Source organism: Streptomyces cylindrosporus (assembly GCF_022698165.1).
Classification (GTDB): domain Bacteria; phylum Actinomycetota; class Actinomycetes; order Streptomycetales; family Streptomycetaceae; genus Streptomyces; species Streptomyces cylindrosporus.
The window spans coordinates 38,641-63,225 of the sequence record NZ_JALDAY010000023.1 but is presented as its reverse complement, the minus strand read 5'-3'; the positions used below and the strand labels follow the sequence as shown (position 1 = coordinate 63,225).

The 24,585-nt window shown below is 70.9% G+C and carries 21 protein-coding genes and 1 pseudogene; 11 read left to right on the top strand and 11 right to left on the bottom strand.

What is annotated here, in order from left to right:
• Both MQP27_RS49015 and MQP27_RS49010 read right to left on the bottom strand, forming a co-directional pair.
• The gene (locus tag MQP27_RS49015) at positions 1 to 1,506 is read right to left on the bottom strand and encodes a hypothetical protein (RefSeq protein ID WP_242778478.1); all 1,506 of its coding nucleotides are present in this window, start codon (positions 1,504 to 1,506) and stop codon (positions 1 to 3) included.
• Between the two features lie 135 nt (positions 1,507 to 1,641).
• A complete protein-coding gene (locus MQP27_RS49010; protein ID WP_242778475.1) occupies positions 1,642 to 2,778 on the bottom strand; it encodes an alpha/beta hydrolase in 1,137 nt (378 codons plus the stop codon).
• Positions 2,779 to 3,001: 223 nt separating this feature from the next.
• On the opposite strand from MQP27_RS49010, the gene MQP27_RS49005 reads away from it, so the two are divergent.
• The 6 genes from MQP27_RS49005 (at position 3,002) to MQP27_RS48980 (ending at position 8,267) form a co-directional block, all read left to right on the top strand.
• Complete coding sequence (locus MQP27_RS49005) at positions 3,002 to 4,813, top strand: phosphatidylglycerol lysyltransferase domain-containing protein (protein ID WP_242778472.1); 1,812 nt, start codon at positions 3,002 to 3,004, stop codon at positions 4,811 to 4,813.
• A gap of 101 nt (positions 4,814 to 4,914) precedes the next feature.
• Positions 4,915 to 5,946 (top strand): dihydropteroate synthase, encoded by a 1,032-nt coding sequence (folP, locus tag MQP27_RS49000; protein ID WP_242778469.1) that lies wholly within the window; start codon positions 4,915 to 4,917, stop codon positions 5,944 to 5,946.
• Positions 5,943 to 6,446, top strand: a complete 504-nt coding sequence (locus MQP27_RS48995) for a nuclear transport factor 2 family protein (protein WP_242778466.1) — start codon at positions 5,943 to 5,945, stop codon at positions 6,444 to 6,446. The genes folP and MQP27_RS48995 overlap by 4 nt, the downstream gene beginning before the upstream one ends.
• Before the next feature lie 282 nt (positions 6,447 to 6,728).
• Positions 6,729 to 7,088, top strand: coding sequence for a dihydroneopterin aldolase (gene folB, locus MQP27_RS48990; RefSeq protein WP_242778463.1), 360 nt, complete (start codon positions 6,729 to 6,731; stop codon positions 7,086 to 7,088).
• On the top strand, positions 7,085 to 7,696 hold the full coding sequence (gene folK / locus MQP27_RS48985) for a 2-amino-4-hydroxy-6-hydroxymethyldihydropteridine diphosphokinase (RefSeq protein WP_242778460.1): 612 nt from the start codon (positions 7,085 to 7,087) through the stop codon (positions 7,694 to 7,696). The genes folB and folK overlap by 4 nt, the downstream gene beginning before the upstream one ends.
• An 85-nt stretch (positions 7,697 to 7,781) precedes the next feature.
• Positions 7,782 to 8,267, top strand: coding sequence for a DUF3180 domain-containing protein (locus tag MQP27_RS48980; RefSeq protein ID WP_242778458.1), 486 nt, complete (start codon positions 7,782 to 7,784; stop codon positions 8,265 to 8,267).
• A gap of 3 nt (positions 8,268 to 8,270) precedes the next feature.
• Here MQP27_RS48980 and MQP27_RS48975 read toward each other — a convergent pair whose 3' ends face one another.
• The 7 genes from MQP27_RS48975 to dacB all read right to left on the bottom strand — a co-directional run bounded on the left by MQP27_RS48975 (position 8,271) and on the right by dacB (position 17,071).
• Positions 8,271 to 9,251 carry a hypothetical protein gene (locus tag MQP27_RS48975; RefSeq protein WP_242778455.1) on the bottom strand — a complete coding sequence of 327 codons (981 nt, stop codon included), beginning with the start codon at positions 9,249 to 9,251 and terminating at the stop codon, positions 8,271 to 8,273.
• Positions 9,252 to 9,332: 81 nt separating this feature from the next.
• Positions 9,333 to 9,938: a GTP cyclohydrolase I FolE gene (folE, locus tag MQP27_RS48970; RefSeq protein WP_242778453.1), complete on the bottom strand. Its 606-nt coding sequence runs from the start codon at positions 9,936 to 9,938 to the stop codon at positions 9,333 to 9,335.
• Between the two features lie 143 nt (positions 9,939 to 10,081).
• Positions 10,082 to 12,121, bottom strand: a complete 2,040-nt coding sequence (gene ftsH, locus MQP27_RS48965; RefSeq protein WP_242778450.1) for an ATP-dependent zinc metalloprotease FtsH — start codon at positions 12,119 to 12,121, stop codon at positions 10,082 to 10,084.
• 195 nt (positions 12,122 to 12,316) lie between these two features.
• Positions 12,317 to 12,877 (bottom strand): hypoxanthine phosphoribosyltransferase, encoded by a 561-nt coding sequence (gene hpt, locus MQP27_RS48960; RefSeq protein WP_242778646.1) that lies wholly within the window; start codon positions 12,875 to 12,877, stop codon positions 12,317 to 12,319.
• A gap of 53 nt (positions 12,878 to 12,930) precedes the next feature.
• Positions 12,931 to 14,025 carry a tRNA lysidine(34) synthetase TilS gene (tilS, locus tag MQP27_RS48955; protein ID WP_242778447.1) on the bottom strand — a complete coding sequence of 365 codons (1,095 nt, stop codon included), beginning with the start codon at positions 14,023 to 14,025 and terminating at the stop codon, positions 12,931 to 12,933.
• A gap of 192 nt (positions 14,026 to 14,217) precedes the next feature.
• Positions 14,218 to 15,342, bottom strand: coding sequence for an Rv3626c family coenzyme F420 biosynthesis-associated protein (locus tag MQP27_RS48950; RefSeq protein ID WP_242778444.1), 1,125 nt, complete (start codon positions 15,340 to 15,342; stop codon positions 14,218 to 14,220).
• A 67-nt stretch (positions 15,343 to 15,409) separates the two neighbouring features.
• Positions 15,410 to 17,071, bottom strand: coding sequence for a D-alanyl-D-alanine carboxypeptidase/D-alanyl-D-alanine endopeptidase (dacB, locus tag MQP27_RS48945; protein ID WP_242778440.1), 1,662 nt, complete (start codon positions 17,069 to 17,071; stop codon positions 15,410 to 15,412).
• 79 nt (positions 17,072 to 17,150) lie between these two features.
• On the opposite strand from dacB, the gene MQP27_RS48940 reads away from it, so the two are divergent.
• Complete coding sequence (locus tag MQP27_RS48940; RefSeq protein WP_194078292.1) at positions 17,151 to 17,642, top strand: inorganic diphosphatase; 492 nt, start codon at positions 17,151 to 17,153, stop codon at positions 17,640 to 17,642.
• A gap of 104 nt (positions 17,643 to 17,746) precedes the next feature.
• On the top strand, positions 17,747 to 19,378 hold the full coding sequence (locus MQP27_RS48935) for a threonine/serine exporter family protein (RefSeq protein WP_242778438.1): 1,632 nt from the start codon (positions 17,747 to 17,749) through the stop codon (positions 19,376 to 19,378).
• Between the two features lie 91 nt (positions 19,379 to 19,469).
• On the opposite strand, the gene MQP27_RS48930 is transcribed toward MQP27_RS48935, so the two are convergent.
• Positions 19,470 to 20,321 carry a DedA family protein gene (locus tag MQP27_RS48930; protein WP_242778435.1) on the bottom strand — a complete coding sequence of 284 codons (852 nt, stop codon included), beginning with the start codon at positions 20,319 to 20,321 and terminating at the stop codon, positions 19,470 to 19,472.
• 160 nt (positions 20,322 to 20,481) lie between these two features.
• On the opposite strand from MQP27_RS48930, the pseudogene MQP27_RS48925 reads away from it, so the two are divergent.
• Positions 20,482 to 20,739, top strand: a pseudogene (locus MQP27_RS48925) (YbjQ family protein); the annotation flags it as partial.
• Positions 20,740 to 20,766: 27 nt separating this feature from the next.
• On the opposite strand, the gene MQP27_RS48920 reads toward MQP27_RS48925, so the two are convergent.
• On the bottom strand, positions 20,767 to 21,528 hold the full coding sequence (locus MQP27_RS48920) for a MerR family transcriptional regulator (protein WP_242778643.1): 762 nt from the start codon (positions 21,526 to 21,528) through the stop codon (positions 20,767 to 20,769).
• A 147-nt stretch (positions 21,529 to 21,675) separates the two neighbouring features.
• Here MQP27_RS48920 and MQP27_RS48915 point away from each other — a divergent pair, with 147 nt between their 5' ends.
• On the top strand, positions 21,676 to 22,959 hold the full coding sequence (locus tag MQP27_RS48915; protein WP_242778432.1) for an ion channel protein: 1,284 nt from the start codon (positions 21,676 to 21,678) through the stop codon (positions 22,957 to 22,959).
• Positions 22,960 to 22,994: 35 nt separating this feature from the next.
• Positions 22,995 to 24,395, top strand: coding sequence for a glutamate decarboxylase (gene gad / locus MQP27_RS48910; protein WP_242778429.1), 1,401 nt, complete (start codon positions 22,995 to 22,997; stop codon positions 24,393 to 24,395).
• Positions 24,396 to 24,585 lie beyond the last annotated feature (190 nt).

Sequence of the window (24,585 nt, the reverse complement as noted above, 5' to 3'; positions counted from 1 at the left end):
TCAGGAAACCGCGCTCCGCAGGCCCTGCAGGTCGATCTGTTCCGTCTCGTCGTGGGCCGTCAGGTCGATCACCTGGCCCACGCCCCGGGCCTCCTCGTCGGCCGGCTTGAACTCGGCCTCCGCCTCCGCCTTGTGGACGGCAAGGGCCTCCTGGCCGACCACGTCGGCGAGGTCCTCGTTCTGGACGGCGTCCAGGGCCGCCGGGTTCGGCTCCTTCTTGTTGCCGAAGAAGTCGAAGCCGCCCTGGATCGCCGGGCGCCGCGCGGGCGTGCCCGGTACGACGGCCACCGCGGTCGGTGCGACGAAGTGCCCCGAGGGCTGCTGCACGGGCTGGGCCGAACGGGCCGGAGTCGTGGCGGCCGCGCGCTCATGCCCGTCGACCGCCTCGGGCTGCCCCTGCGCCTCGTCCTCCTGCGCCGCCGCCTCGGTGCCACCGCTCGCGGCGGCCTCGGCCACCGCGGGGGCGGTCTGCGCGGCGGGTGCGGTCCCCTCGGCGGGCGCGGGCGCCTGGCTCGCCGCGGCACCGTTGTGCGCCGTCACGGGCGCGCCCTTGGGGGCGCCGTCACGCTTCGACCGGCCGTCGCCCTTGGGTGAACCGCCGCCCTTCGGGGAGCCGTCGTCCTCGGGGGAAGCCCCGTCTTCGGAAGCACTCTCGCCGGAAGCGGCCGCCTCCTCGTCGTCGGCCTCGGCCTCGACGTCACCGCCGGCCTCAGCACCGCCTTCGACCTCGGCGTCGGCCTCGAAGTCACCGTCGTCCTCGAAGTCCGCCCGGGCCTCGTCCTCCCCCGCCACCGCGTCGGCGGCCTTCGGGGAAGCGTCGCCGTCCTTGTCGAGCTTCTTCAGCGCCGCGCCGGCCCGCAGGAACAGCTTCGAACCCTCGGGCGAGAAGACCGCGGGAGCCTCCGGCTCCTCGTCGGCCTCCGGCGCCTCCGCCTCCTCCGCCAGGTCGGCCACGGCCTCGGTCTCGTCCGCCGAGGCAGCCACAGCCTCGGCCTCCGCCGGCTCCGTCTCGTCCGCCGCTACGGGCGGCAGCGCGGGCGTCGTCGGGGCACCGGCCTCTATCTCCAGCAGCCGGCGGCCCTCCAGGGCGCTCGCGCGCTCGGTCTCCGCGGTGGCGTACCGGCGCAGCAGGGCCGCGTGCTCGTTGCGCAGCCCGGCCAGCTCGGAGCGCTTGGCGCGCAGCCGCTGCTCCAGCTTGGCGCGCAGCTCGCGCGATTCCTCGAGGTCGGTCTCCAGCTCCGCGACCCGCTCCTCGTGCCGCCACTCGTCGCTCGCACGCGCGCGCGTGAGGTCGGCGACCTGCTTGCCGGCCTGCGCGTCCCAGCGGCGCATGACGGCCGCGCCGACGACCGCCGTCGCCGCGGCGAAGGCTGCGATGACGCGCAGCACGGCCGACTCCGTGAACACCCAGGGGCCGAAGGCGCAGACGAGGGAGACGCCTGCGATCGCCGACGGGGGCAGCAGCCTGTGCAAGGGCGGTGAATGGCGGTGACGTCCACGTGGCATGGCCAGAAACTTACCGCGCGTAGGCGACTGTTGGCTCCCCGCCCCGTAAAAACACAGCCATACCGAAACGTTCACAGGGCATCAGGAATTCTTCCGCAGCGAATTCGGCAAGATCGTCAACTTCCGGAACACCGGTCACCGGTCGCTCAGCCGCCCGCTGATCCACTGCAGCGTCGCCGGAATCTCCCGCCGCCAGGTGTTGAAGTTGTGGCCGCCGCTATCCAGGATGATCGACGAGATCCGGGTCAGCTTGGTGGCCTCCACTCGCCCTATGAACTTCAGCGTCGCCTTGTAGTTGGATTCCCCGATCCGGCTGCTGGTGACGAGCAGTGAAGTGTTCGGCGGGGGCAGGTGCTTGAGGCACCACCACAGGTCGGCGCGATTGCGCAGCCCCTTGTCGCCGTGGAAGAGATCACCCGTGGTGGGGTCGATCGGCGCCTTGTAGTACGGCGAAAGGCCCGCGGCGGCCGCGTACGCCCCAGGGTGGTGCATCGCGAGCTTCAGCGCGCAGTAGCCGCCGGTGGAGTCGCCGATGATCCCCCAGCTGCCCGGCTTCCTGCCCACCCTGTAGTGCGCGAGTACGGCGTTGGGCAGATCCTTGGCGAAGAACGTCTCCGTCTTCGGCCCGCCCGGGATGTCCACGCACTCGGTGTCCCGCGGCGGCGCCACCGTGGGCCGCAGCATGACCAGGATCATCGGCTGCATACGGCCGCTCTTGGCGAGGTTCTGGGCCGTTGCGGGGTAGTGCAGTTTGTCCACGAGCGCCTCGGCGGTGCCGGGATATCCGGTGAGGACGACCGCGGCAGGGAACGTACGCGTGCGGTACTGGGGCTGGAAGTACTCCGGCGGCAGGTACACGTACGCGGGCGTGGCGATGTGGGTCGTACGGCCGACGATGTCGACCTTCTGGATCTGCCCGCCGGTCCGCGGCCCAGCACCGGGGGAACCGCCCGCTCCACGCACGCGTGCCGTGTCGACCACCTGAAGGGGGCCGCCGCTGCCGCCCAGCGCGGTGTGGTTGACGACCACACCCTGGTCCTTCTCCCGGCCGAACAGGTCCGCCCAGCTCGCGTAGAAGCCGAAGGCCTGGTTGGCGGCGAGACCGAGCGACATGAAGAGAGCGAGCTGGGTGCCCAGGAGCAGGCCTACGCGTCCGCTGACGGCCCGCCAGTTCCGCCGCGCCAGCCGCGGCCACAGCCAGACCGTGCCGACGAACAGCAGTACGGCGAACGCGACCGCCAACCACAGCACGTTGTTGCTCGTAAGACCCATGACCTGCTTCCTGCCTGCGGTTTCGCCCGTCTCCCCCGCACCTTCGCGAGGGCTTGTCCGGGACTTTCCCCGGCCTTTGAAACGGCTTTGAGAAGCGGAGTGAACCTCTCCTGCCGTGACACCGTCCTAGAGGGCGCAATGTCGCCGGATGCCCGAATCGGTACCGGATCCAAGGTCTCTCGCAGAACTACGGGATGCGATGTCTGTCAGGACAGATGAGGAAATGTCGGGCGGGGTTCCCTCCCGATCACACACTGAGCGGCGCATGCTGCATGGGCCGCGCCCCGAGGCCGTCCCCGTCCTCGTCGCCAGAGCCTGCGCTCTTGTAGGCGTCCTGGACATCGCCGCGGGCGTCTTCCCGCGCTTCAGGCACAGCCGTATGCACACCCTCGCCGAGGTGCTGCCCGGCGCGTTCGGCCCGTTCGCCGCCGCGCTGTCGCTCAGCGCCGGCATCCTCCTGCTGCTGCTCGCGCACGGTCTCAGGCGCGGCAAGCGGCGCGCCTGGCGGGCCGCGGTGGTACTGCTTCCGGCGGGCGCCGTGGCGCAGTTCACGTACCGGCACTCCCTCATCGGAGTGCTCATCTCGCTGGCGCTGCTCGCACCCCTGGTGCGCCACCGGGACCAGTTCAAGGCGCTGCCCGACCCGCGCAGCAGGTGGCGCGCGCTCGCCAACTTCGTCCTCATGGGCGCCGGTTCCCTCGTCCTCGGACTGATCATCGTCAGCGTCCACCCGAACCGGATGGTCGGCGACCCGAGCCTGGCCGATCGCATTACGCACGTCCTGTACGGCCTGTTCGGCTTCGAGGGGCCCGTCGACTACCAGGGCGACACCTCCTGGACCGTCGGCTTCTCCCTGGGCGCCCTGGGCCTGCTCACGGCCGTTACGACGATCTACCTCGCCTTCCGGCCCGAACACCCGGCCGCGCGGCTCACCGAGGAGGACGAGGCCCACCTGCGCGCCCTGCTGGAGAAGCACGGCGGCCGCGACTCGCTGGGCCACTTCGCCCTGCGCCGCGACAAGGCGGTCGTCTTCTCGCCCAGCGGCAAGGCCGCGGTGACGTACCGCGTCGTCTCCGGCGTGATGCTCGCCAGCGGCGACCCCATCGGCGACGTCGAGGCCTGGCCCGGCGCCATCGAGCGCTTCATGGACGAGGCACGCGCGCACTCCTGGACCCCCGCCGTCATGGGCTGCTCGGAGACGGGCGGCGAGGTGTGGACCCGCGAGACCGGCCTCGACGCCCTCGAACTGGGCGACGAGGCGGTGGTGGACGTAGCGGATTTCTCCCTCGCCGGCCGCGCGATGCGCAACGTGCGCCAGATGGTCAAGCGCATCGAGCGCGCCGGTTACGAAACCCGGGTACGACGTGTCCGTGACCTCGGCGACGCCGAACTGGAGCGCATCCGGCAGGCCGCAGAGGACTGGCGCGGCACCGACACCGAGCGCGGCTTCTCCATGGCGCTCGGCCGCATCGGCGACGCCTCCGACGGCGACTGCCTCATCGCCACCGCCCACAAGGCCGACGAACACCCGGGCGAGTACGGCGACCTGAAGGCGATCCTGCACTTCGTGCCCTGGGGCACGGACGGCGCCTCCCTCGACCTGATGCGCCGCGACCGCTCGGCCGACCCCGGGATGAACGAACTCCTCATCGTCGCCGCCCTCCAGGCGGCCCCGAAATTCGGCATCACGCGCGTGTCGCTCAACTTCGCCATGTTCCGCTCGGCACTCGCGCGCGGCGAGAAGATCGGCGCCGGTCCGGTGCTGCGCGCCTGGCGCGGCCTGCTGGTGTTCCTCTCCCGCTGGTTCCAGATCGAGTCCCTGTACAAGTTCAACGCGAAGTTCCGCCCGCGCTGGGAGCCCCGCTTCGTCGTCTACCGCGCCTCCGCGGACCTGCCGCGCATCGGCTTCGCCGCCATGCAGGCGGAGGGCTTCGTCAACCTCGCGCTGCCCCTGCCGCGCTTCCTGCGCCGCCGCAGGTCCGCCCCGCGCGCGTGCACGCACGCCGTCGCGGAGCGCGACGTACGAGCGGCGTGAACCGAGGACAGGCCCGGACGCAGGCCCCGCCCCACCGGCCCGGGGAGCCCGCGCCCGGGCCGCGGCGGCTTCGGAGCCGGTCCGGGGCCTAGGCTGAACGCATGAGCAAGCAGAGCGGACGCGGGCGCGTCGCGGGCCTTCCGGAATGGGACCGCTGCGCGGTCATGGGAGTCGTGAACGTCACCCCCGACTCCTTCTCCGACGGCGGCCGCTTCTTCGACACCACGGCCGCCGTCAAGCACGGCCTGGAGCTGGTCGCCCAGGGCGCCGACCTGGTCGACGTCGGCGGCGAGTCCACCCGCCCCGGCGCCACCCGCGTGGACGAGGCCGAGGAGCTCAAGCGGGTCGTCCCCGTCGTCCGCGGCCTCGCCTCGGAAGGCGTCACGGTCTCCGTCGACACCATGCGCGCCTCCGTCGCCGAACGCGCCCTCGCCGCCGGCGCCGCCCTCGTCAACGACGTCAGCGGCGGCCTCGCCGACCCCGCGATGATCCCCGTCGTGGCCGGGACCGGCGCCCCCTTCGTCGTCATGCACTGGCGCGGCTTCCTGGAGGGCGGCAACGTCAAGGGCGTCTACGACGACGTCGTCACCGAAGTCGTCGACGAACTGCACGCGCGCGTGGAGGCCGTCCTGGCCGGCGGCGTCGCCCCCGACCGCATCGTCGTCGACCCGGGCCTCGGGTTCTCCAAGGACGCCGAGCACGACCTCGTCCTGCTGGCCCACCTCGACCGCCTGCTCGCCCTCGGCCACCCCCTGCTCGTCGCCGCCTCCCGCAAGCGGTTCCTGGGGCGCGTCCTCGCCGGCCCGGAGGGCGCGCCGCCTCCCGCGCGCGAGCGCGACGCCGCCACGGCCGCCGTCTCCGCGCTCGCGGCGCACGCCGGCGCATGGGCGGTGCGCGTGCACGAGGTGCGCGCGACGGCGGACGCGGTACGGGTCGCACGCGCCGTGGAGGAGGCGCGCGGGGCGGAGAACGCGCCGGGCGCGACCACTACGCGCGGGGCGCATGACGCTCATCCCGCGCCGGGCGCGACCACCGCAAGCGGGGCGCGAAGCTCCCACTACGCGCCGGGCGCGCACGCACCGAGCCCGGCGCACCCCACAGACCACACGCCCGGCTCGGAAGGAGCCCGGTGAGCGCCCCCCACACCGACGTCGAGCAGGTGGAGGCAGCCAACACCGCCTTCTACGAGACGATGGAGCGCGGTGACTTCGAGGAGCTCTCGTCCCTCTGGCTGACCCCGGCCGACCTGGGCGTCGACGAGGAGTACCACGACCCGGCCGACGCCGGCGTGATCTCCTGCGTGCACCCCGGCTGGCCGGTGCTGACCGGCCGCGGCGAGGTCCTGAGGTCGTACGCGCTGATCATGGCGAACACCGACTACATCCAGTTCTTCCTCACCGACGTGCACGTCTCCGTCACCGGCGACACCGCCCTGGTGACCTGCACCGAGAACATCCTCAGCGGCGGCCCCGCCCCCCAGGGCGGCGAGGAGCTCGGACCGCTCGTCGGCCAGCTGGTGGTCGCCACCAACGTGTTCCGCCGTACCCCGGACGGCTGGAAGCTCTGGTCCCACCACGCCTCCCCGGTTCTGGCCGAAAACGACGAGGCCGAGGACGAGGACACCCCCTCCTGACGGGGTAGGCGCCCCCTCGAAGACACCCGCGGACGCCCCACAGGCACCCGCCGGGACCAAGAAGTGGTTGGAATCACGACCACCTGGGTAGGGGCGGCTACCAACCCATGAGCCACCGGGTTCCCCAGGGGAAACACGCGATGAAACCTCCTGGCCCCGGTACGGGCCCGCGCCCCCGTGGCCCGGCCCTGTCAGTGCCCGCAGGTAGATTCGTTCGAGGCCGGTGTGCCGCCCGCACACGGCAGAGACCGGCCGCAACCGACGATTGCAGGAGTGATTCGCGTGGATCGTGTCGCGCTGCGCGGCCTCAAGGCCCGCGGGCACCACGGGGTGTTCCCCAGGGAGCGCGAGGAGGGCCAGACCTTCATCGTGGACCTCGTGCTCGGCCTGGACACCCGGCCGGCCGCGGCCGACGACGACCTGGCGAAGACCGTGCACTACGGCATCGTGGCGGAGGAGGTCGTGGCCGTCGTCCAGGGCGAGCCCGTCGACCTCATCGAGACACTCGCCGAGCGCATCGCCCAGGCCTGTCTCAAGCACGACGGGGTCCAGGAGGTCGAGGTCTGCGTCCACAAACCGGACGCACCGATCACGGTCCCCTTCGACGACGTGACCGTCACCATCACCCGGAGCCGAGTATGACCGCGTCCTTCACGCAGGGTCCCGTCGACCCGACCGTCCAGCCGGTGCCCGCCTCCGTCGTCGAACAGGTCGACGCCGCCGACACGACCCTCCAGAACCCGAAACGGGCGGTGATCTCCCTCGGCGCCAACCTCGGCAACCGCCTGGAGACCCTCCAGGGCGCCATCGACGCCCTGGAGGACACCCCCGGCGTCCGCATCAAGGCCGTCTCCCCGGTGTACGAGACGGAGCCGTGGGGCGTCGAGCCCGGTAGCCAGCCGTCGTACTTCAACGCGGTGGTGGTGCTCAAGACCACCCTGCCCCCGTCCTCGCTCCTGGAGCGGGCGCACGCGATCGAGGAGGCCTTCCACCGCGTACGGGACGAGCGCTGGGGCGCGCGCACCCTGGACGTCGACATCGTCGCGTACGCCGACGTCGTCTCCGACGACCCGCAGCTCACCCTCCCCCACCCGCGCGCGCACGAGCGTGCCTTCGTCCTCGCCCCCTGGCTCGACCTGGAGCCCGAGGCCTCGCTGCCCGGCCGCGGCCGGGTCGGCGACCTCCTCGACACCGTCACCCGCGACGGCGTGGTCCCGCGCAAGGACCTGGAACTCCACCTGCCCGAGTAGTCGTTAAGGTCAGGACGAAAGGTCACGAGGACCACTGCCCGCAGGACACACGGTCCGCGGAAACCGGGGGAGCTGAAGGGACACCGTGAGAGAGCTGCGCATCAGGGTGCTGGCCGGCGTGTTCGTCGTGGCCGCAGTCCTGTCCTGGGCGGGCGCCCGCCTCTGGAACTCGATCGGGACCCTCCCCAGCGTCCCCCTGGCCGCCCCCATCGTCCTCGCCCTGATCGCCGTGGTGCTGACGGCGACGGCGCTCTCGCTGCGCGGCCGCTTCAGGGCCCAGCGCGAGCGCCGCCCCGAGGCCAAGGGCGTCGACCCCCTGATGGCGGCCCGCGCGGTCGTCTTCGGCCAGGCCAGCGCCCTGGTAGCCGCCCTCGTCGCCGGCATGTACGGCGGCACGGGCGTCTTCCTCCTGGAACTCCTGGACATCCCGGCCCGCCGCGACCAGGCCATCTACGCCGGCTTCTCGGTCGTGGCGGGCATCGCGGTCATAGCGGCGGCCATCTTCCTGGAGCGAGTCTGCAAACTCCCGGAGGACGACGAACACAACAACGGCGCGGCGTCTCCGGCCTGAGCGTCACCAGGGTTGGCGGGCGAGGTGTCCGTTGACCAGAAAGCCGGGGTGGGGGTCGAGGCGGTAGCTGTAGAGGGTGAACGGCTTCTGGCCGTCCGCCCTGCGCGGACGAACCTCGTGCACCTCCACCCAGGTGGATTCTCTGAGCTGCAGTGGGTGCTGCTCGGGCTCGAACGCCACACGAGAGGTCCAGCTGTCGGCCACGACGAGGTGGGACGCCGGTCCATCGGTACGGGGTGTGAATCGCGCGCCGATCACCTGCGCCAATTCGGAGAGAAAGGGCACGTTGGCGCTGACGAGCAAGCGACCGCGCCAAGTCTTGGACCGGTATCCGTCGCCGTCGGTGTAGCCCTCCAGAAAGCCTTCGAATGTCTCCCGATTCCGGAGCACGACACGGGGTAAGCGCTGTCGCATGTGATGCGCGTCGCCGCCCACGTACTGCCTCATCAGATCCGCCAGGTACGAGGAGACGACACGCACTCGGAAACCAGGCAGATCCCGCTCCAGGTAACCCGACGGCCGCGTCACCGCCTCCAGCCGCGCGGGCAGCCCGGTCGCTGCTGTCAGGCTCGCCGCAAAGCGCGAGGCGAAGCCCATGTCATTGACGACAAGGGACACGTAATTGCCGCCCACCGTCCCGTCCGAGCAGGTGGCCCCGACCATGTAGCCGAACTCGTAGCCCGGGCGGATCGTCAGCCGCTCACGACACAGTTTCCGCGCGGGCGTCCACGCAAGCACGGTTCCTTGAGAGTCCCGTGCATGCACCCACCCGTCGGGTGTCCCGAGCATCTGGTCCGGCGCCACGGTGAATGTCAGATGGTCGGTTACGACGTCCAGGACCTCGCGCGCCTTGACCGCCGTCACCTCGACCACGCTGGTCTGAACGGTTCGCTCCCCGTCCAGCGTCCACAGACGGCAACCGGCCCGTACGTCACGCGCCTGCTTTCGTCCGCCGACGGCGTTGACCGTCTGCTTGCTGGGCAACCCACAACCCACCCGCGCCCCCCCTTGATCAGCGACCGAATCACTGATCAAGGACCGTACCGAGCAGCACTGACAATCGGGTCAGCGCGCCAATATCAAGCTCATCGCCTCGGCACGGGTCGTAGCGTCCCGAAGCTGACCACGCACTGCCGATGTCGTGGTCTTGGCACCAGGCTTGCGGATGCCCCGCACAGACATGCACATGTGTTCGGCCTCGATGACGACGATTGCGCCGCGGGCCTCCAGAATCCGCATGAGCGAATCGGCGATCTGGGTGGTGAGTCGTTCCTGCACCTGCGGGCGCCGCGCGAACACCTCGACGAGGCGAGCCAGCTTCGACAGACCGGTGATCTTGCCGGTGTCGGCCGGAATGTACCCGACATGAGCCACGCCATGGAACGGCAGCAGGTGATGCTCGCACAAAGACACGATTTCGATGTCCTTCACCAGGACCATCTCGTCGTGTCCCAGATCGAACGTCGTCGTCAGAACATCCTCAGGCTGCTGCCTGAGCCCGGCCAAAAGCTCCCGATACGCCCGCGCCACCCGCGCCGGCGTCTCCCTGAGGCCCTCTCGGTCCGGGTCCTCGCCGACCGCGATCAGGAGTTCGCGTACGGCGTTCTCGGCGCGCTTCTCGTCGAACTCGCCTATCTTGCCCTCGCCGTCCAGCGTCACGGGGTCGGTCATCTGGTGCCTCGTTCCTGTGCGGGTCACGCGTGCGGGCCGCGCGCCTCTTCTGCGGGCATGGCTGAAAATGCCGCGTCCCCCAGGCTAGAACCTGGGGGACGCGGCATCCATTCCGGGCCTGATGGGGCCGCCGGGCCGGAGCGTCAGCTCTCGGGGCGGTCCTCAGGGGCCGTTTCGGTCGCCGGAGCGTGCTCCGTCGCCGTCGCCTTGGCGGTGGTGATCGCCGGCGTCGCGCCGTTCGCGCCGTTCGTCAGTGCGAGCTCCTTCGGGGAGAGCACCGGCGGGCGGGTGGACGGCGTGCGGCGGGAGGAGCCGGTCCAGGCCGGCCGCGGGGGACGCTTGACGATCGGGGCGAAGATCTCGGCGATCTGCTCCTTGCCCAGCGTCTCCTTCTCCAGCAGCTGCAGGACGAGGTTGTCGAGCACGTCGCGGTTCTCGACCAGGATCTCCCAGGCCTCGTTGTGCGCGTTCTCGATGAGCTTCTTGACTTCCTCGTCCACCAGCGCGGCGACCTCTTCCGAGTAGTCGCGCTGGTGAGCCATCTCACGTCCGAGGAACGGCTCGGTGTTGTCGCCGCCGAACTTGATGGCGCCGAGACGCTCGGTCATGCCGTACTGCGTGACCATCGCGCGGGCCGTTGCCGTGGCCTTCTCGATGTCGTTCGCGGCGCCCGTGGTCGGGTCGTGGAAGACCAGTTCCTCGGCCGCCCGGCCGCCCAGCATGTAGGCGAGCTGGTCGAGCATCTCGTTGCGGGTGGTCGAGTACTTGTCCTCGTCCGGGAGCACCATCGTGTAGCCCAGCGCGCGGCCGCGGCTCAGGATCGTGATCTTGTGGACCGGGTCGGAGTTCGGGGAGGCCGCCGCGACCAGGGCGTGTCCGCCCTCGTGGTACGCGGTGATCTTCTTCTCCTTGTCCGACATGATCCGGGTCCGCTTCTGCGGGCCCGCGACCACACGGTCGATCGCCTCGTCCAGCATGGAGTTGTCGATCAGCTTCTTGTCGCTGCGGGCCGTGAGCAGCGCCGCCTCGTTCAGCACGTTCGACAGGTCCGCGCCGGTGAAGCCGGGCGTACGGCGGGCGACCGCCGCCAGGTCGACGTCGGGCGCGACCGGCTTGCCCTTCTGGTGGACCTTGAGGATCTCCAGACGGCCCTGCAGGTCCGGCGGGTCGACCGCGATCTGGCGGTCGAAGCGGCCGGGGCGCAGGAGGGCCGGGTCGAGGATGTCCGGGCGGTTCGTCGCGGCGATGAGAATCACACCGCCCTTGACGTCGAAGCCGTCCATCTCGACGAGCAGCTGGTTCAGCGTCTGCTCGCGCTCGTCGTGACCGCCGCCGAGGCCGGCGCCGCGGTGGCGGCCGACCGCGTCGATCTCGTCGACGAAGACGATCGCCGGGGCGTTCGCCTTGGCCTGCTCGAAGAGGTCACGCACTCGGGAGGCACCGACACCGACGAACATCTCGACGAAGTCGGAACCGGAGATCGAGTAGAAGGGGACCCCCGCCTCGCCGGCGACGGCACGCGCGAGCAGCGTCTTGCCGGTACCGGGGCGGCCGTAGAGCAGCACGCCCTTGGGGATCTTGGCGCCGACGGCCTGGAACTTGGCCGGCTCCTGGAGGAACTCCTTGATCTCGTGGAGCTCCTCGACGGCCTCGTCACAGCCCGCGACGTCGGAGAAGGTCGTCTTGGGGGTGTCCTTGGTGATGAGCTTGGCCTTGGACTTGCCGAAGTTCATGACCCGGGAGCCGCCGCCCTGCATCTGATTCATCAGGAACAGGAAGACGACCACGATCAGGACGAAGGGGAGCAGGGAGAGCAGGATGCCGAGGAACGGGTTCTGCTTGGACGGCGAAACGGTGTAGCCGTCCGGGATCTGCTTGTCCTGGTACTTGGTCTGCAGCGTGTTGGCGATGGTCACGCCCTGGTCGCCGATGTAGCTCGCCTGGATCTTCGAGCTGCCCTCGACCTTTTCGCCGTCCTTGAGCTGGACCTTGACGGTCTGCTCGTCACCGGTGGTCAGCTTCGCCGATTCCACCTTGTTGTCGTTGATCGCTGCCACGACCTGGCCTGTGTCCACCGTCTTGTAGCCGCCGGACGAGCCGACGACCTGCATCAACACGACCACGGCAAGGACGGCCAGCACGATCCACATGACCGGCCCACGGAAGTATCGCTTCACGTCCATCCATACGGAGCGGTGTCGCCCCGTCCCTCCTGCCATAGTGAGTTTGATAAGACAGTTCTTCTGACGGTACCCCAGCATTGTGGCCCGAAGCCGCACGGACCGGGTGCCGGACCCGTCTGCATGCTCCAACGGCGCGAAACCCGCCGGGGTTCCCGATCGTCCTACAAAGACGGCTCTGTTGGCCCTAAGGCCGTCTCAGCCGCCGTAGACGTGGGGCGCGAGCGTACCGACGAACGGCAGGTTGCGGTACTTCTCGGCGTAGTCGAGGCCGTAGCCGACGACGAACTCGTTCGGGATGTCGAAGCCGACCCACTCGACGTCGATGGCGACCTTGGCGGCGTCCGGCTTGCGCAGCAGGGTGCAGATCTTCAGGGACTCCGGCTCGCGCGAGCCGAGGTTGTTGATCAGCCAGGACAGGGTCAGTCCGGAGTCGATGATGTCCTCGACGATCAGGACGTGCTTGCCCTTGATGTCGGTGTCGAGGTCCTTGAGGATCCGCACCACGCCGGAGGACTGGGTGCCCGCGCCGTACGACGACACGGCCATCCAGTCCATGGTGACGGGGGTGGACAGCGCCCGCGCGAGGTCGGCCATGACCATCACCGCGCCCTTGAGGACGCCGACGATGAGCAGGTCCTTGCCCGCGTACTCCGCGTCGATCTTCGCGGCCAGCTCGGCCAGCTTCGCGTCGATCTCTTCCTTGGTGATGAGCACCTCTTTGAGGTCGGTGCCCATGTCTTTCGCGTCCACCCGCATCACTTTCGGTCGTCCCACCGGCCGCCCATCACCCCCCAAAGGGGGGCAAGGTTTCAGCCTTGCCGAATCACCAGTCTGCCACCCTGGCGCTGGGCGACGACCTTGCCGGGGAGATTGATGGCTCCCTGGCCGCGCCAGCCGGTGATCAGCCGGTCGACTTCCTCGATGTGCCGGGCGAACAGCGACCCGGCGGGCGCACCGGCCTCGATGGCGGCCCGGCGCAGGATGCGGCGGCGCACGGCGGGCGGCAGGGCGTAGAGCTTGGCGCACTCCAGAAGGCCGGCGGCGTCCCGGACGGAGGCGGCGGCCTGGCGGGCCCAGGTGTCGAGGGCGTCGGCGTCGTCGCGGGAGAGCTGGGCGGTGCGGGCGAGGGCCTCGACGACACCCTTGCCGAGCGCCTTCTCCAGGGCGGGCAGGCCTTCGTGGCGCAGCCTGGAGCGGGTGTAGGCCGGGTCGGCGTTGTGCGGGTCGTCCCAGACGGGGAGCGACTGGACCATGCAGGCCTTGCGGGCGGTCTGCCGGTCGAGCTGGAGGAAGGGGCGGCGGTAACGGCCGTCGGCCCCCGAGACCGCGGCCATGCCGGACAGGGAGCGGATGCCGGAGCCGCGGGCGAGGCCGAGCAGGACGGTCTCGGCCTGGTCGTCGCGGGTGTGGCCGAGGAGGATCGCGGTGGCGCCGTGGCGGGCGGCGGCGGCGTCCAGGGCGGCGTAGCGGGCGTCCCGGGCGGCGGCCTCGGGGCCGCCTTCGCGGCCGACGGTGACGGCGACGGAGTCGACCGGGTCGAGCCCCATCTCGCGCAGACGCAGGGCGACTTCCTCGGCGCGCAGGTCGGAGCCGGGCTGCAGGCCGTGGTCGACGGTGACGCCGCCGGCCCGGAAGCCGAGTTTGGGGGCCTCGAAGGCGAGGGCGGAGGCGAGGGCCATGGAGTCGGCGCCGCCGGAGCACGCCACGAGCACGAGCGGCGAGGGCGGGCGCTCGTGCGGGCTGCCGGGGGCGGGGACCACTCCGGCCGGTCGGCTGTCGTCGGCCGTGCGGTTCTCCCCGCCGTGGGGGCTGTACGCGGGCGTACGACTGGCTTCGTTGAGGATGTCGTGCAGGACGCGGCGGACCGCCAGGCGTATCGCCGCGACCGCAGGATGGGGACCCATGTCCGGTTCCCTTCATGAAGTTTTCGGGGGGTGAGCCCGAGGTCGGTCACTCAGAGTGTGTAGATGGTGACAGAACCGGGCCGTTCCCCGAGCATCGCACGCCTACCCAGGGCTCACGGTCCCTCGGACGGGTGATTGGAGGGGCGTTCGCCTGCCGTCGGCCGGATTCGGTTCACGACCTTTCCGCGAGGTTCACGACTCGGTCTTGCGGTGCACCCGCGCGACCCAGTCCGCCGGTTTGGAGATCTCCGCCTTGGTCGGCAGGGTGTTCGGGGAGGTCCACACGCGGTTGAAGCCGTCCATGCCGACCTGGTCGACGACGGCCCGTACGAACCGCTCGCCGTCGCGGTACTGCCTGAGTTTGGCATCCAGACCCAGCAGCTTGCGCAGGGCCATGTCCAGCCGGGAGGCGCCCTTCGCCCGTCGCTGCTGGAACTTCTCGCGGATCTCGGAGACGGACGGCACGACGGCCGGGCCCACTCCGTCCATCACGAAGTCGGCGTGGCCCTCCAGGAGGGACATGACGGCGGTGAGGCGGCCGAGGATCTCGCGCTGGGCCGGGGTCTGCACGATTTCGACGAAGGAGCGCCCGCCGTCGTCCTCCTCGGCCTCGGGGCGCCCGCCCGCGAGGGACTGGGCTGCCTCGCGGATGCGCTCCAGGACGGTCATGGGGTCGACGTCCGTCTCCCCCAAGAAAGACTGGATTTCGCCCTCCAGGTGGTCGCGCAGCCAGGGCACCGCGCTGAACTGGGTGCGGTGGGTCTCCTCGTGCAGGCAGACCCAGAGGCGGAAGTCGTGGGGCTGGACGTCGAGTTCGCGCTCCACGTGCACGATGTTGGGGGCCACGAGGAGCAGACGGCCGCCGCCGTTCTCGCCCGCGGGGAGATCACGGGTCGCCGGGGCGAAGGTCTCGTACTGGCCCAGGACGCGGGAGGCGAGGAACGACAGCAGCATCCCCAGCTCGACGCCGGTGACCTTGCCGCCGACCGCGCCGAGGACCGCTCCGCCGGGGCTGTTGCTCCGCCGTTCCTGCATCTTCTCGAGGAGGGGCTTGAGGATCTCCCGGAAGCCGGCGACGTTCGCCCGCACCCAGCCGGGCCGGTCGACGACCAGCACGGGAGTGTCGTGGAGTTCCTCGCTCCCCATCCGGGTGAAGCCCCGGACGTGCTCCTCCGAGGCCTTGGCATGCCGGCGCAGTTCCGCGACGACCTCCCGGGCCTCGTCGCGGCTCACGTCGGGGCCCGGCCGTACGAGCCGGGTCGCGGTCGCGACCGCGAGATTCCAGTCGACCATCTCGGCACCACCGATGCTCGTCATGCGTCAACGGTACGTGAGCGTTCCCACTTGGGGCAGGCCGCGGAGCCCGGCCGCACCGGGCGGGACGTCAACTGCAGCCGCAGGCCGCCAGCGCCGTGGCCGTCCGGTCCAACGCCGCCTGCGCCGCCTCCGCGCTGATCGTGTCCGACGCGAGGAACGCGAACGCGAGGAGCCGGCCGTCCTGGTCCACCACCGTGCCCGCAAGGGTGTTCACGCCGGTCAGGGTGCCCGTTTTCGCTCGTACGACTCCTGCCGCGCCGTCGGCGTAACGGGTGGTCAGCGTGCCGGTGAAGCCCGCCACCGGGAGGCCGGTGAGGACGGCGCGGAGTTCGGGGTGGGCAGGGGCGCCCGCCTTCACCAGCAGGGCCGTGAGGAGGTCGGCCGTCAGTCTGTCCTCGCGGTTCAGGCCGCTGCCGTCGTGGAACTCGGCGCCCTTGAGCGGGAGTCCGAGCTTCTTGAGCTGGGCGGCGATCGCGCTCGCGCCGCCGTCGAAGCTGGCCCGGCCACCCGTCGCGACGGCGGTCTGGCGGGCCAGTGCCTCGGCGATGTCGTTGTCGGAGTTGGTCAGCATGCGCTCGACGAGGGCCGAGAGCGGGGGCGAGGAGACGGCGGCGAGGGCCTTGGCGCGCGAGGTCGCCTTGGAGGGGCCGGGGGCCGTCGTCCTGATGCCGCGGGCCGCGAGGAACTCCGCGAACTTGGCCGTCGCGTCCGCCGCCGGATCGTCCACGCGGACGGCCGTTCCGCTCGTGGAGTCGTTCGTGCGGCCCTCGTCGGCCATCAGGGCGCTGACGGGCGCGAGGTTGGTGTTCTTGCCGATGGGGTGGAGTTCGGGGCCGGCGTACAGGGTCGTGTCGTAGGAGAGCGTCACCTCGCTCACCGAGCGCTTCTTGAGGGCGGCGGCCGTCTTGTCGGCGAGGTCGCGCAGGCTCGCCCAGCCCTCCGCGTCCTTGCGGGCCGTCAGGGTCGGGTCGCCGCCGCCGACCAGGACGAGTTCCTTGGTGTCGGGCTCCAGGACCGTGCGGGTGGTGAGGCGGTGGTCGGCGCCCATGGCGGTCAGGGCGGCGACGGCGGTGGCGATCTTCGTGGTGGAGGCGGGGGTGAGGGCGTCGTCGGCGTCGGCGCCGTAGAGGCGCTTTCCGGTGGCCACGTCGACGACCGCGGCGGCGTGGTGGGTGCCGAGCGCGGATTCGCCCAGGAGGGGGCCCAGGACGTCGGCGAGGGCGGGGCCGCCCGGCGCCGACTTGACGGTGCTCGCGGCGCCGCCGAGACCGACCAGGACGGACGCGGCGCTCGGCGCGGGCCGGGGTGCCCCCGCGGCCGTACCCGAGGAGGCGGACGTATCGGAATTACGACCGTGATCTGCGCCACCCAGTCGGCCCAGGGCGACTGCCCGGTCCGCCTCGGCCGTACGCTGACCGGTGGAGTCCCAGGGGCCGACGGCGGTGGCCACGGTGGCGGCCAGTGCCAGACCGGCGGTGGCGGCGCCCGCGGTGTACTGCCAGGTCCGGACGGGCTCCGGCCAGGCGATCCGGCTCGGGCGCACCCGCGCGAGGCGCGGTCGCGCGGCGTTCGCGGCCCGTTCGAGACGTGGGCGCACGGCGTTCGCGGCCCGTTCGAGCTGCGGGCGTACGGTCCCGGCGGCCCGTGCCAGACGCGGTCGTACGGCGTTCGCGGCCCGCGCCACATGCGGTCTCGCGGCCCGCCAAGGCCTCAGCTCAGGCACGACCACCAGCCCCTTTCGCGATCACACACCTGCGTGAGGGACACTTAACCACCAGAACTATGTGCTGATCATGGAGGAGCCACCGGTGGAGTTCGACGTCACGATCGAGATCCCGAAGGGTTCGCGGAACAAGTACGAGGTGGACCACGAGACCGGTCGGATCCGCCTGGACCGTCGACTCTTCACCTCGACCGCCTACCCGACCGACTACGGCTTCGTCGAGAACACCCTCGGCGAGGACGGTGACCCGCTGGACGCGCTGGTCATCCTGGACGAGCCGACCTTCCCGGGCTGCCTCATCAAGTGCCGCGCGATCGGCATGTTCCGGATGACGGACGAGGCCGGCGGCGACGACAAGCTGCTGTGCGTGCCGGCGACGGACCCGCGCGTGGAGCACCTGCGTGACATCCACCACGTGTCGGAGTTCGACCGCCTGGAGATCCAGCACTTCTTCGAGGTCTACAAGGACCTGGAGCCCGGCAAGTCCGTCGAGGGCGCCAACTGGGTGGGCCGGGTCGACGCCGAGGTCGAGATCGAGCGGTCGTACAAGCGCTTCAAGGAGTCCGGCGGCCACTGAGGCCTCCGGCGGGGTGAACGGGCCGTACGCGCACGTGTGCGGCCCATTCGCATGCCCGCGCATACTGAGGCTGCTGGAGGCGTCGTAGAGGGAGCGCTGCGCAAGTGATGGAAGCGGAGGACCACAAGCCGCAGTCGGACGAGGCTCGGATGGCCTTCACACCACCGGCCGGCGTCGAGGTCGAGGGCAGTGAGTCCGAGATCACCTCCGAGTTCGCCCTCCCCCGGGGTCTCGGCCCGTCACCGGCCCCTCCGGGCGAGACGGAGGGTTCCGCGTTCAGCACGCCGAGCACCTACAGCGCCCAGCACGCCCCGGCCGCGTTCACGCCGGCGGCCGGCGTGCCGGTGGTCAGCCTCACCAAGGACGTGCCGTGGCAGGACCGGATGCGCACGATGCTGCGGATGCCGGTGGCCGAGCGGCCCGCGCCGGAGCCGCCGCCGAAGGCGGACGAGGGCGGTCCGGCCGTCCCGCGCGTGCTCGACCTGACGCTGCGCATCGGCGAGTTGCTGCTCGCGGGCGGCGAGGGCGCGGAGGACGTGGAGGCCGCGATGTTCGCGGTCTGCCGGTCGTACGGCCTTGACCGGTGCGAGCCGAACGTCACCTTCACGCTGCTGTCGATCTCCTACCAGCCGTCACTGGTGGACGACCCGGTGACGGCGTCCCGGACCGTGCGGCGCCGGGCGACCGACTACACGCGGCTCGCGGCCGTGTACCAGCTGGTGGACGACCTCAGCGACCCGGAGACGCACTTCACGCTGGAGGAGGCCTACCGGCGGCTCGCGGAGATACGGCGCAACCGGCACCCGTACCCCACCTGGGTGCTCACCGGGGCCAGCGGGCTGCTCGCGGGCGCCGCGTCCGTGCTCGTCGGCGGTGACGTGGTCGTGTTCCTGGCGGCCATGCTGGGCGCGATGCTCGGCGACCGGCTGGCGTGGCTGTGCGCGGGGCGGGGGCTGCCGGAGTTCTACCAGTTCACGGTGGCCGCGATGCCTCCGGCGGCGATCGGGGTGGCGCTGACGGTGGCCCACGTCGACGTGAAGGCGTCCGCCGTGATCACCGGTGGGCTGTTCGCGCTGCTGCCGGGGCGGGCGCTGGTGGCGGGCGTGCAGGACGGGCTGACCGGGTTCTACATCACCGCGTCGGCGCGGCTCCTGGAGGTCGTCTACCTGTTCGTCGGGATCGTCGTGGGTGTGCTGGTCGTCCTGTACTTCGGGGTGTACCTGGGGGCGAAGCTCAATCCCGACGCGGCCGTGACGATCGCCAATCGGCCGGGGTGGCAGATCGCCGCGTCGATGCTGTTGTCGCTGACCTTCGCCGTGCTGCTCCAGCAGGAACGGTCCACCGTGCTGTGGGTGACGCTGAACGGGGGTGTCGCGTGGTGTGTGTACGGCGCGCTGCACTACCCCGGCGGCCTGTCTCCGGTTGCCTCTACGGCCGTCGCGGCGGGGTTGGTGGGGCTGTTCGGGCAGTTGCTGTCCCGCTACCGGTTCGCCTCCGCGCTGCCATACACGACGGCCGCGATCGGGCCTCTGCTGCCGGGTTCCTCGACGTACTTCGGGCTGTTGTCGATCGCGCAGAACGATGTCGACAAGGGCCTGGTGTCGCTGGCCACGGCCGCGTCACTGGCCATGGCCATCGCCATCGGGGTCAATCTGGGGTCGGAGATCTCGCGGCTGTTCCTGCGGATCGGCTCCGCGGACAAGCGGCGGGCTGCTAAGCGGACTCGGGGGTTCTGAGCGCCTATTGGGGTGGGGTGCACGGTTCGGTGGCGTGTGCGGGTCGGCCGTGGCTGGTCGCGCAGTTCCCCGCGCCCCTGAAGGGGCGCTTTCAGTAACCCTGGTTGAAGGGGTGCTGGCCGTTCTGCCGGCCGCCGTACTGCTGCTGCTGCGGGTACTGGGGCTGGGCGTAGTGCTGGTTCGGGTCGTACGGCTGCTGCTGGGGCTGGTAGTACGGCTGCTCGTCCGCGGACGGGATGCGGCGGAGCTGGGTCGTCGCGTCGTCCATCATCGGCGGGGCCTGGTGCTGGAGCGGGGTCGGGGGCTGCTGGGCGGGCGCCTTCTTGTTCTTCCCGCGGGCCCTCAGGAACTCGATGATGATCGGGATCACCGAGACGAAGACGATCAGGATGAGGATCGCCTCGATGTTCTTGTGGACGAAGTCGATCTTGCCGAGCCAGGAGCCGAGCAGGGTGACTCCGGCGCCCCAGAGGACGCCACCGATCACGTTGAAGGTCAAAAACGAGCGGTACTTCATGCCGCTGACGCCGGCGATGATCGGCGTGAACGTGCGGACCACGGGGACGAAGCGGGCCAGGACCAGGGACTTCGGGCCGTACTTCTCGAAGAACTCGTGGGCCTTGACCACGTTCTCCTGCTTGAAGAGGCGGGAGTCCGGGCGGTTGAAGAGGGACGGGCCGACCTTCTTGCCGAACATGTAGCCCGCCTGGTCGCCGAGGATCGCGGCGGCACAGATCAGGGCGATGGCGCCCCACAGCGGGAAGTCCATCTGGTGCGAGGTGATCAGCAGGCCGGTGGTGAACAGCAGGGAGTCACCGGGCAGGAAGAAGCCGATCAGCAGACCCGACTCTGCGAAGACGATCAGGAGCAGGCCCCAGATGCCGAACGTGTCGAGCAGGTAGTTCGGATCCAGCCAGTTCGGGCCTAGGGCAAGCGTCGTCACGGTTCCGGGCTCCCTGGAGGGGTGGAGAAAGGCACGGCGTCCTTCTGCGGGCGCACAAAGCTATCAACGCAATGTGTCCGCCCCAGGTTCCACCGGTGTCTCCAGGATGCACTGTGGGCCGACTGGGACAAAGCTGTGAGGTCATGGGAATCGATGAGCGTTCGGGCTGACCGTGCGGTCCCGGCATCTGGGCAGCCAGATCGGGGCCGGGCTGAAGTCGATGATCGGCGGTGAGCTCAAGGGGCTCACCAAGACGCTCGTGCAGACCCGCAACCAGGCCATGGAGCGGCTCGCCGAGCGGGCACGTGCGCGTGGGGCGAACGCGGTGCTGATGTTCCGCTTCGACGTGACGGAGGCGGCCGACGTGGGCACCGAGGTGTGCGCGTACGGGACCGCGGTGGTCCTGGCCCGGGAGTGAGCCCCCGGGCCGGGAGGGCCGGCGGGGTTACGAGGCCTGGCGGGCCGCGTTCGCCGTGATCGCGTTCTTGAGGTGCTCGGCCAGGCCGGGGTGCATGGAGTCGTAGAACGCCTTGAAGCGTTCGTCGGCGACGTACATCCCGGCGAGGCACAGGTGCATCTCGTACGGGCACTCGTAGAACCACCTGTGGATGTGCAGGCGGTGTTCCTCGGCCAGGTCCATGGCCGCCTCGCCGGTCGGCGGGTCGCCGGCGGCCACCAGGGCGGCGTACCGCTCGCTCCAGGCGTCGACCTCGGCCTGCAGCCTTTTCCAGTCGTCCTTGGTGTAGCGGGCGGCCCGGCGCTGGGACTCGGCGTACGCCTCGGTGCCGCCCCAGCGCGCCTCCGCCTCCTCGGCGTACTGGTCGGGGTCCTTGTCCCCGAAGACCTCGAACCGCTCCTCGGGGGTGAGGTTGATGCCCATCTTGCGTGCCTCCATGGCGTGCTCCACGGCCTCGGCCATCTTCCGCAGCTTCTCGATCCGGGCGGTCAGCAGCTCGTGCTGGCGGCGCAGATGCGCGCGCGGGTCCGCGTCCGGGTCGTCGAGCAGGGCCGCGACCTCGTCGAGCGGGAAGCCGAGCTCCCGGTAGAACAGGATCTGCTGCAGCCGGTCGAGGTCGGCGTCGCTGTAGCGCCGATGGCCCGCGTGGCTGCGCTCGCTCGGGACGAGCAGCCCGATGGCGTCGTAGTGGTGCAGCGTGCGCACCGTCACGCGCGCGTAGCCGGCGACCTGACCCACGGAGTGGCCGATCCGTCCTGCGGTGTCGCTCACTTCGTCCGCTCCCTTCTCGGTACGCGCTCCACGGTGGGTCCTCACGTCGCGTGAGGTGCAAGCCCGTTCTCGCGCCGGGCCGCCGCTCCGGATGTTGTGCCGGTTTTGTCCGTTTATCGTGAGCCCGTGGCCTCCGACACCGCGCAGCAGGCGCCGACCGCCCCGGCAGCCCCCGCGCGCGCGTTGCTGCCACTGATCCTCCCCGCTCTCCTCGTGGGCGTGGGGTCGAGCCTGCTGTTCCTCGGGGTGAGCGAGGCGGCGGAGGCCCTCCAGCACGTGCTGTGGCGGAATCTCCCGGACGCCCTGGGCGTCGGCCGGTACTCCGTGCTGTGGATGCTCGTCGTGCTGACCGCGACCGGCGTGGCGGTCGGCCTGGTGGTGTGGAAGGTGCCCGGGCACGCGGGGCCGGATCCGGCGACCCTGGGGCTCGCGGCGGCCCCCATGCCGCCCGTGGTGCTGCCGGGGCTGCTGCTGGCGACCGCGCTGATGCTGGCGGGCGGGCCGAGCCTGGGCCCGGAGAACCCGATCATCGCGGTGAACGTGGGGCTCGCCTTCTGGCTCGGCGGCCGGCTGGCGCCCCGGATGCCGGGCGGGCTGTGGGCGGCGCTGGCGGAGGCGGCGACGATCGGGGCACTGTTCGGGACGCCGGTGGCGGCGGCGCTGGTGATCTCCGAGGCGCTGGCCGGACGGCAGCTCAGGGGCCTGCTGTGGGACAACGTGTTCGGGCCGCTGGTGGCGGCGGGCGCGGGTGCCCTGACCACCACCCTGGTGGCGCATCCGACCTTCGACCTTCAGCTGCCCGCGTTCGGGCGGCCCGGCTGGGGCGATCTGCTGTCGGCACTGGTGGTCGCGTCGCTGGCGGCCGTGCTCGGCATGTGCGCGGTGTACGCCTTCCCATACGTTCACGGCGCTTTCCGGCGGCTGGGGCACCCGATGCCGGCGCTGACGCTCGGCGGGCTCGTGCTGGGCCTGCTGGGGGCGCTGGGCGGGCATCTGACGCTCTTCAAGGGGCTGGACGAGGTCGCGGAGCTGGCGCGGGATCCCGAGGGCCGGTCGGCGGGCGCCTTCGTGGGGATGGCGGTGGTGAAGCTGGCCGCGCTGCTGGTGGCCGCGTCCTGCGGGTTCCGGGGCGGCCGGATCTTCCCGGCGGTGTTCGTGGGCGCCGCCTTCGGGCTCGGTGCGCACACGCTCGTACCGGCCGTTCATCCGGCGCTCGGTGTCGCCACGGGCGTGCTGGGCATGCTCCTCGCCGTCACCCGGCAGGGCTGGGTGAGCCTGTTCACGGCCGCGGTGCTGGTGTCCTCGCCGGAGATCCTCGCCCTGTTGTGCCTGGCCTCGCTGCCCGCCTGGCTGCTGGTGACCGGGCGCCCGCAGATGCAGTTGCGCGCCGACGGAACTCCCGTCCGCTGACATCCGTTCTTCAGACGACACGAGGAGACACGTCCATGCCGCTCCACAAAGGTCCCGAGAAGCCCGACGAGCGACCGGCTTCGGTCAACCCCTTCTTCGGGGAGGCCAATCCGGTCGGCGGCATGACCCAGGCGCCGCCCAAGCACCACCTCCCGGACTCCCCGCTGCCCCCGATGACGGCGTATCAGCTGGTGCACGACGAGCTGATGCTGGACGGCAACTCCCGGCTGAATCTGGCCACTTTCGTCACCACGTGGATGGAGCCGCAGGCCGGCGTCCTGATGGCGGAGTGCCGGGACAAGAACATGATCGACAAGGACGAGTACCCGCGCACCGCCGAGCTGGAGCGGCGCTGCGTGGCGATGCTCGCCGATCTGTGGAACGCGCCGGATCCGGCGGCCGCCGTGGGCTGCTCGACGACCGGGTCGAGCGAGGCGTGCATGCTCGCCGGGATGGCCCTCAAGCGCCGCTGGAGCAAGCGGAATCCGAAGCCGGGGGCGCGCCCCAACCTCGTGATGGGGATCAACGTCCAGGTCTGCTGGGACAAGTTCTGCAACTTCTGGGAGGTCGAGCCCCGGCTGGTCCCCATGGAGGGCGACCGCTTCCACCTCGACCCGCGGGCCGCCGCCGAGCTCTGCGACGAGAACACCATCGGGGTCGTCGGCATCCTCGGCTCCACCTTCGACGGCTCCTACGAGCCGATCGCCGACCTGTGCGCGGCCCTGGACGCCCTCCAGGAGCGCACCGGCCTGGACGTCCCGGTGCACGTGGACGGCGCCTCCGGCGCCATGATCGCGCCCTTCCTCGACCAGGACCTGGTGTGGGACTTCCGCCTCCCGCGCGTGGCGTCGATCAACACCTCGGGGCACAAGTACGGGCTGGTGTACCCGGGCGTCGGCTGGGCCCTGTGGCGCGACAAGGAGGCGCTGCCCGAGGAGCTCGTCTTCCGCGTCAACTACCTGGGCGGCGACATGCCGACCTTCGCGCTCAACTTCTCCCGCCCCGGCGCCCAGGTGGTCGCGCAGTACTACACGTTCCTGCGCCTCGGCCGCGAGGGCTACCGGGCGGTGCAGCAGACGACGCGCGACGTGGCCGTGCAGCTCGCCGAACGCGTGGAGGCGCTCGGCGACTTCAGGCTCCTCACCAGGGGCGAGGAACTGCCGGTGTTCGCCTTCACCACGGCGCCGGGCGTGGAGTCGTACGACGTCTTCGACGTGTCCCGGCGGATGCGTGAGCGCGGCTGGCTGCTGCCCGCGTACACCTTCCCGCCGAACCGGGAGGACCTGTCCGTGCTGCGGATCGTGTGCCGCAACGGCTTCTCGACCGACCTCGCCGACCTGTTCGTGGAGGACCTGGGGCGACTGCTGCCGGAGCTGCGCCGGCAGCGGCATCCGTTCACCAGCGACAGGGGGGCGGCGACCGGCTTCCACCACTAGGGCCTGTCCGGCGGACCATGCCGGCGTCGCGGGGTCTGGCACGCGCTCCCCCAGAGGGGGTACCCCCCAGCGGCGTTGTCGTCGGTCGCCGACGTCCCCCAGCCTTCGGCCGGGAGGTGCCCCCGCCGCGTCGCCCGCCGCGGCAGCGGCTGATGTCTACGCCTCCTCCGCCTTGCAGCTTGGGGGTACC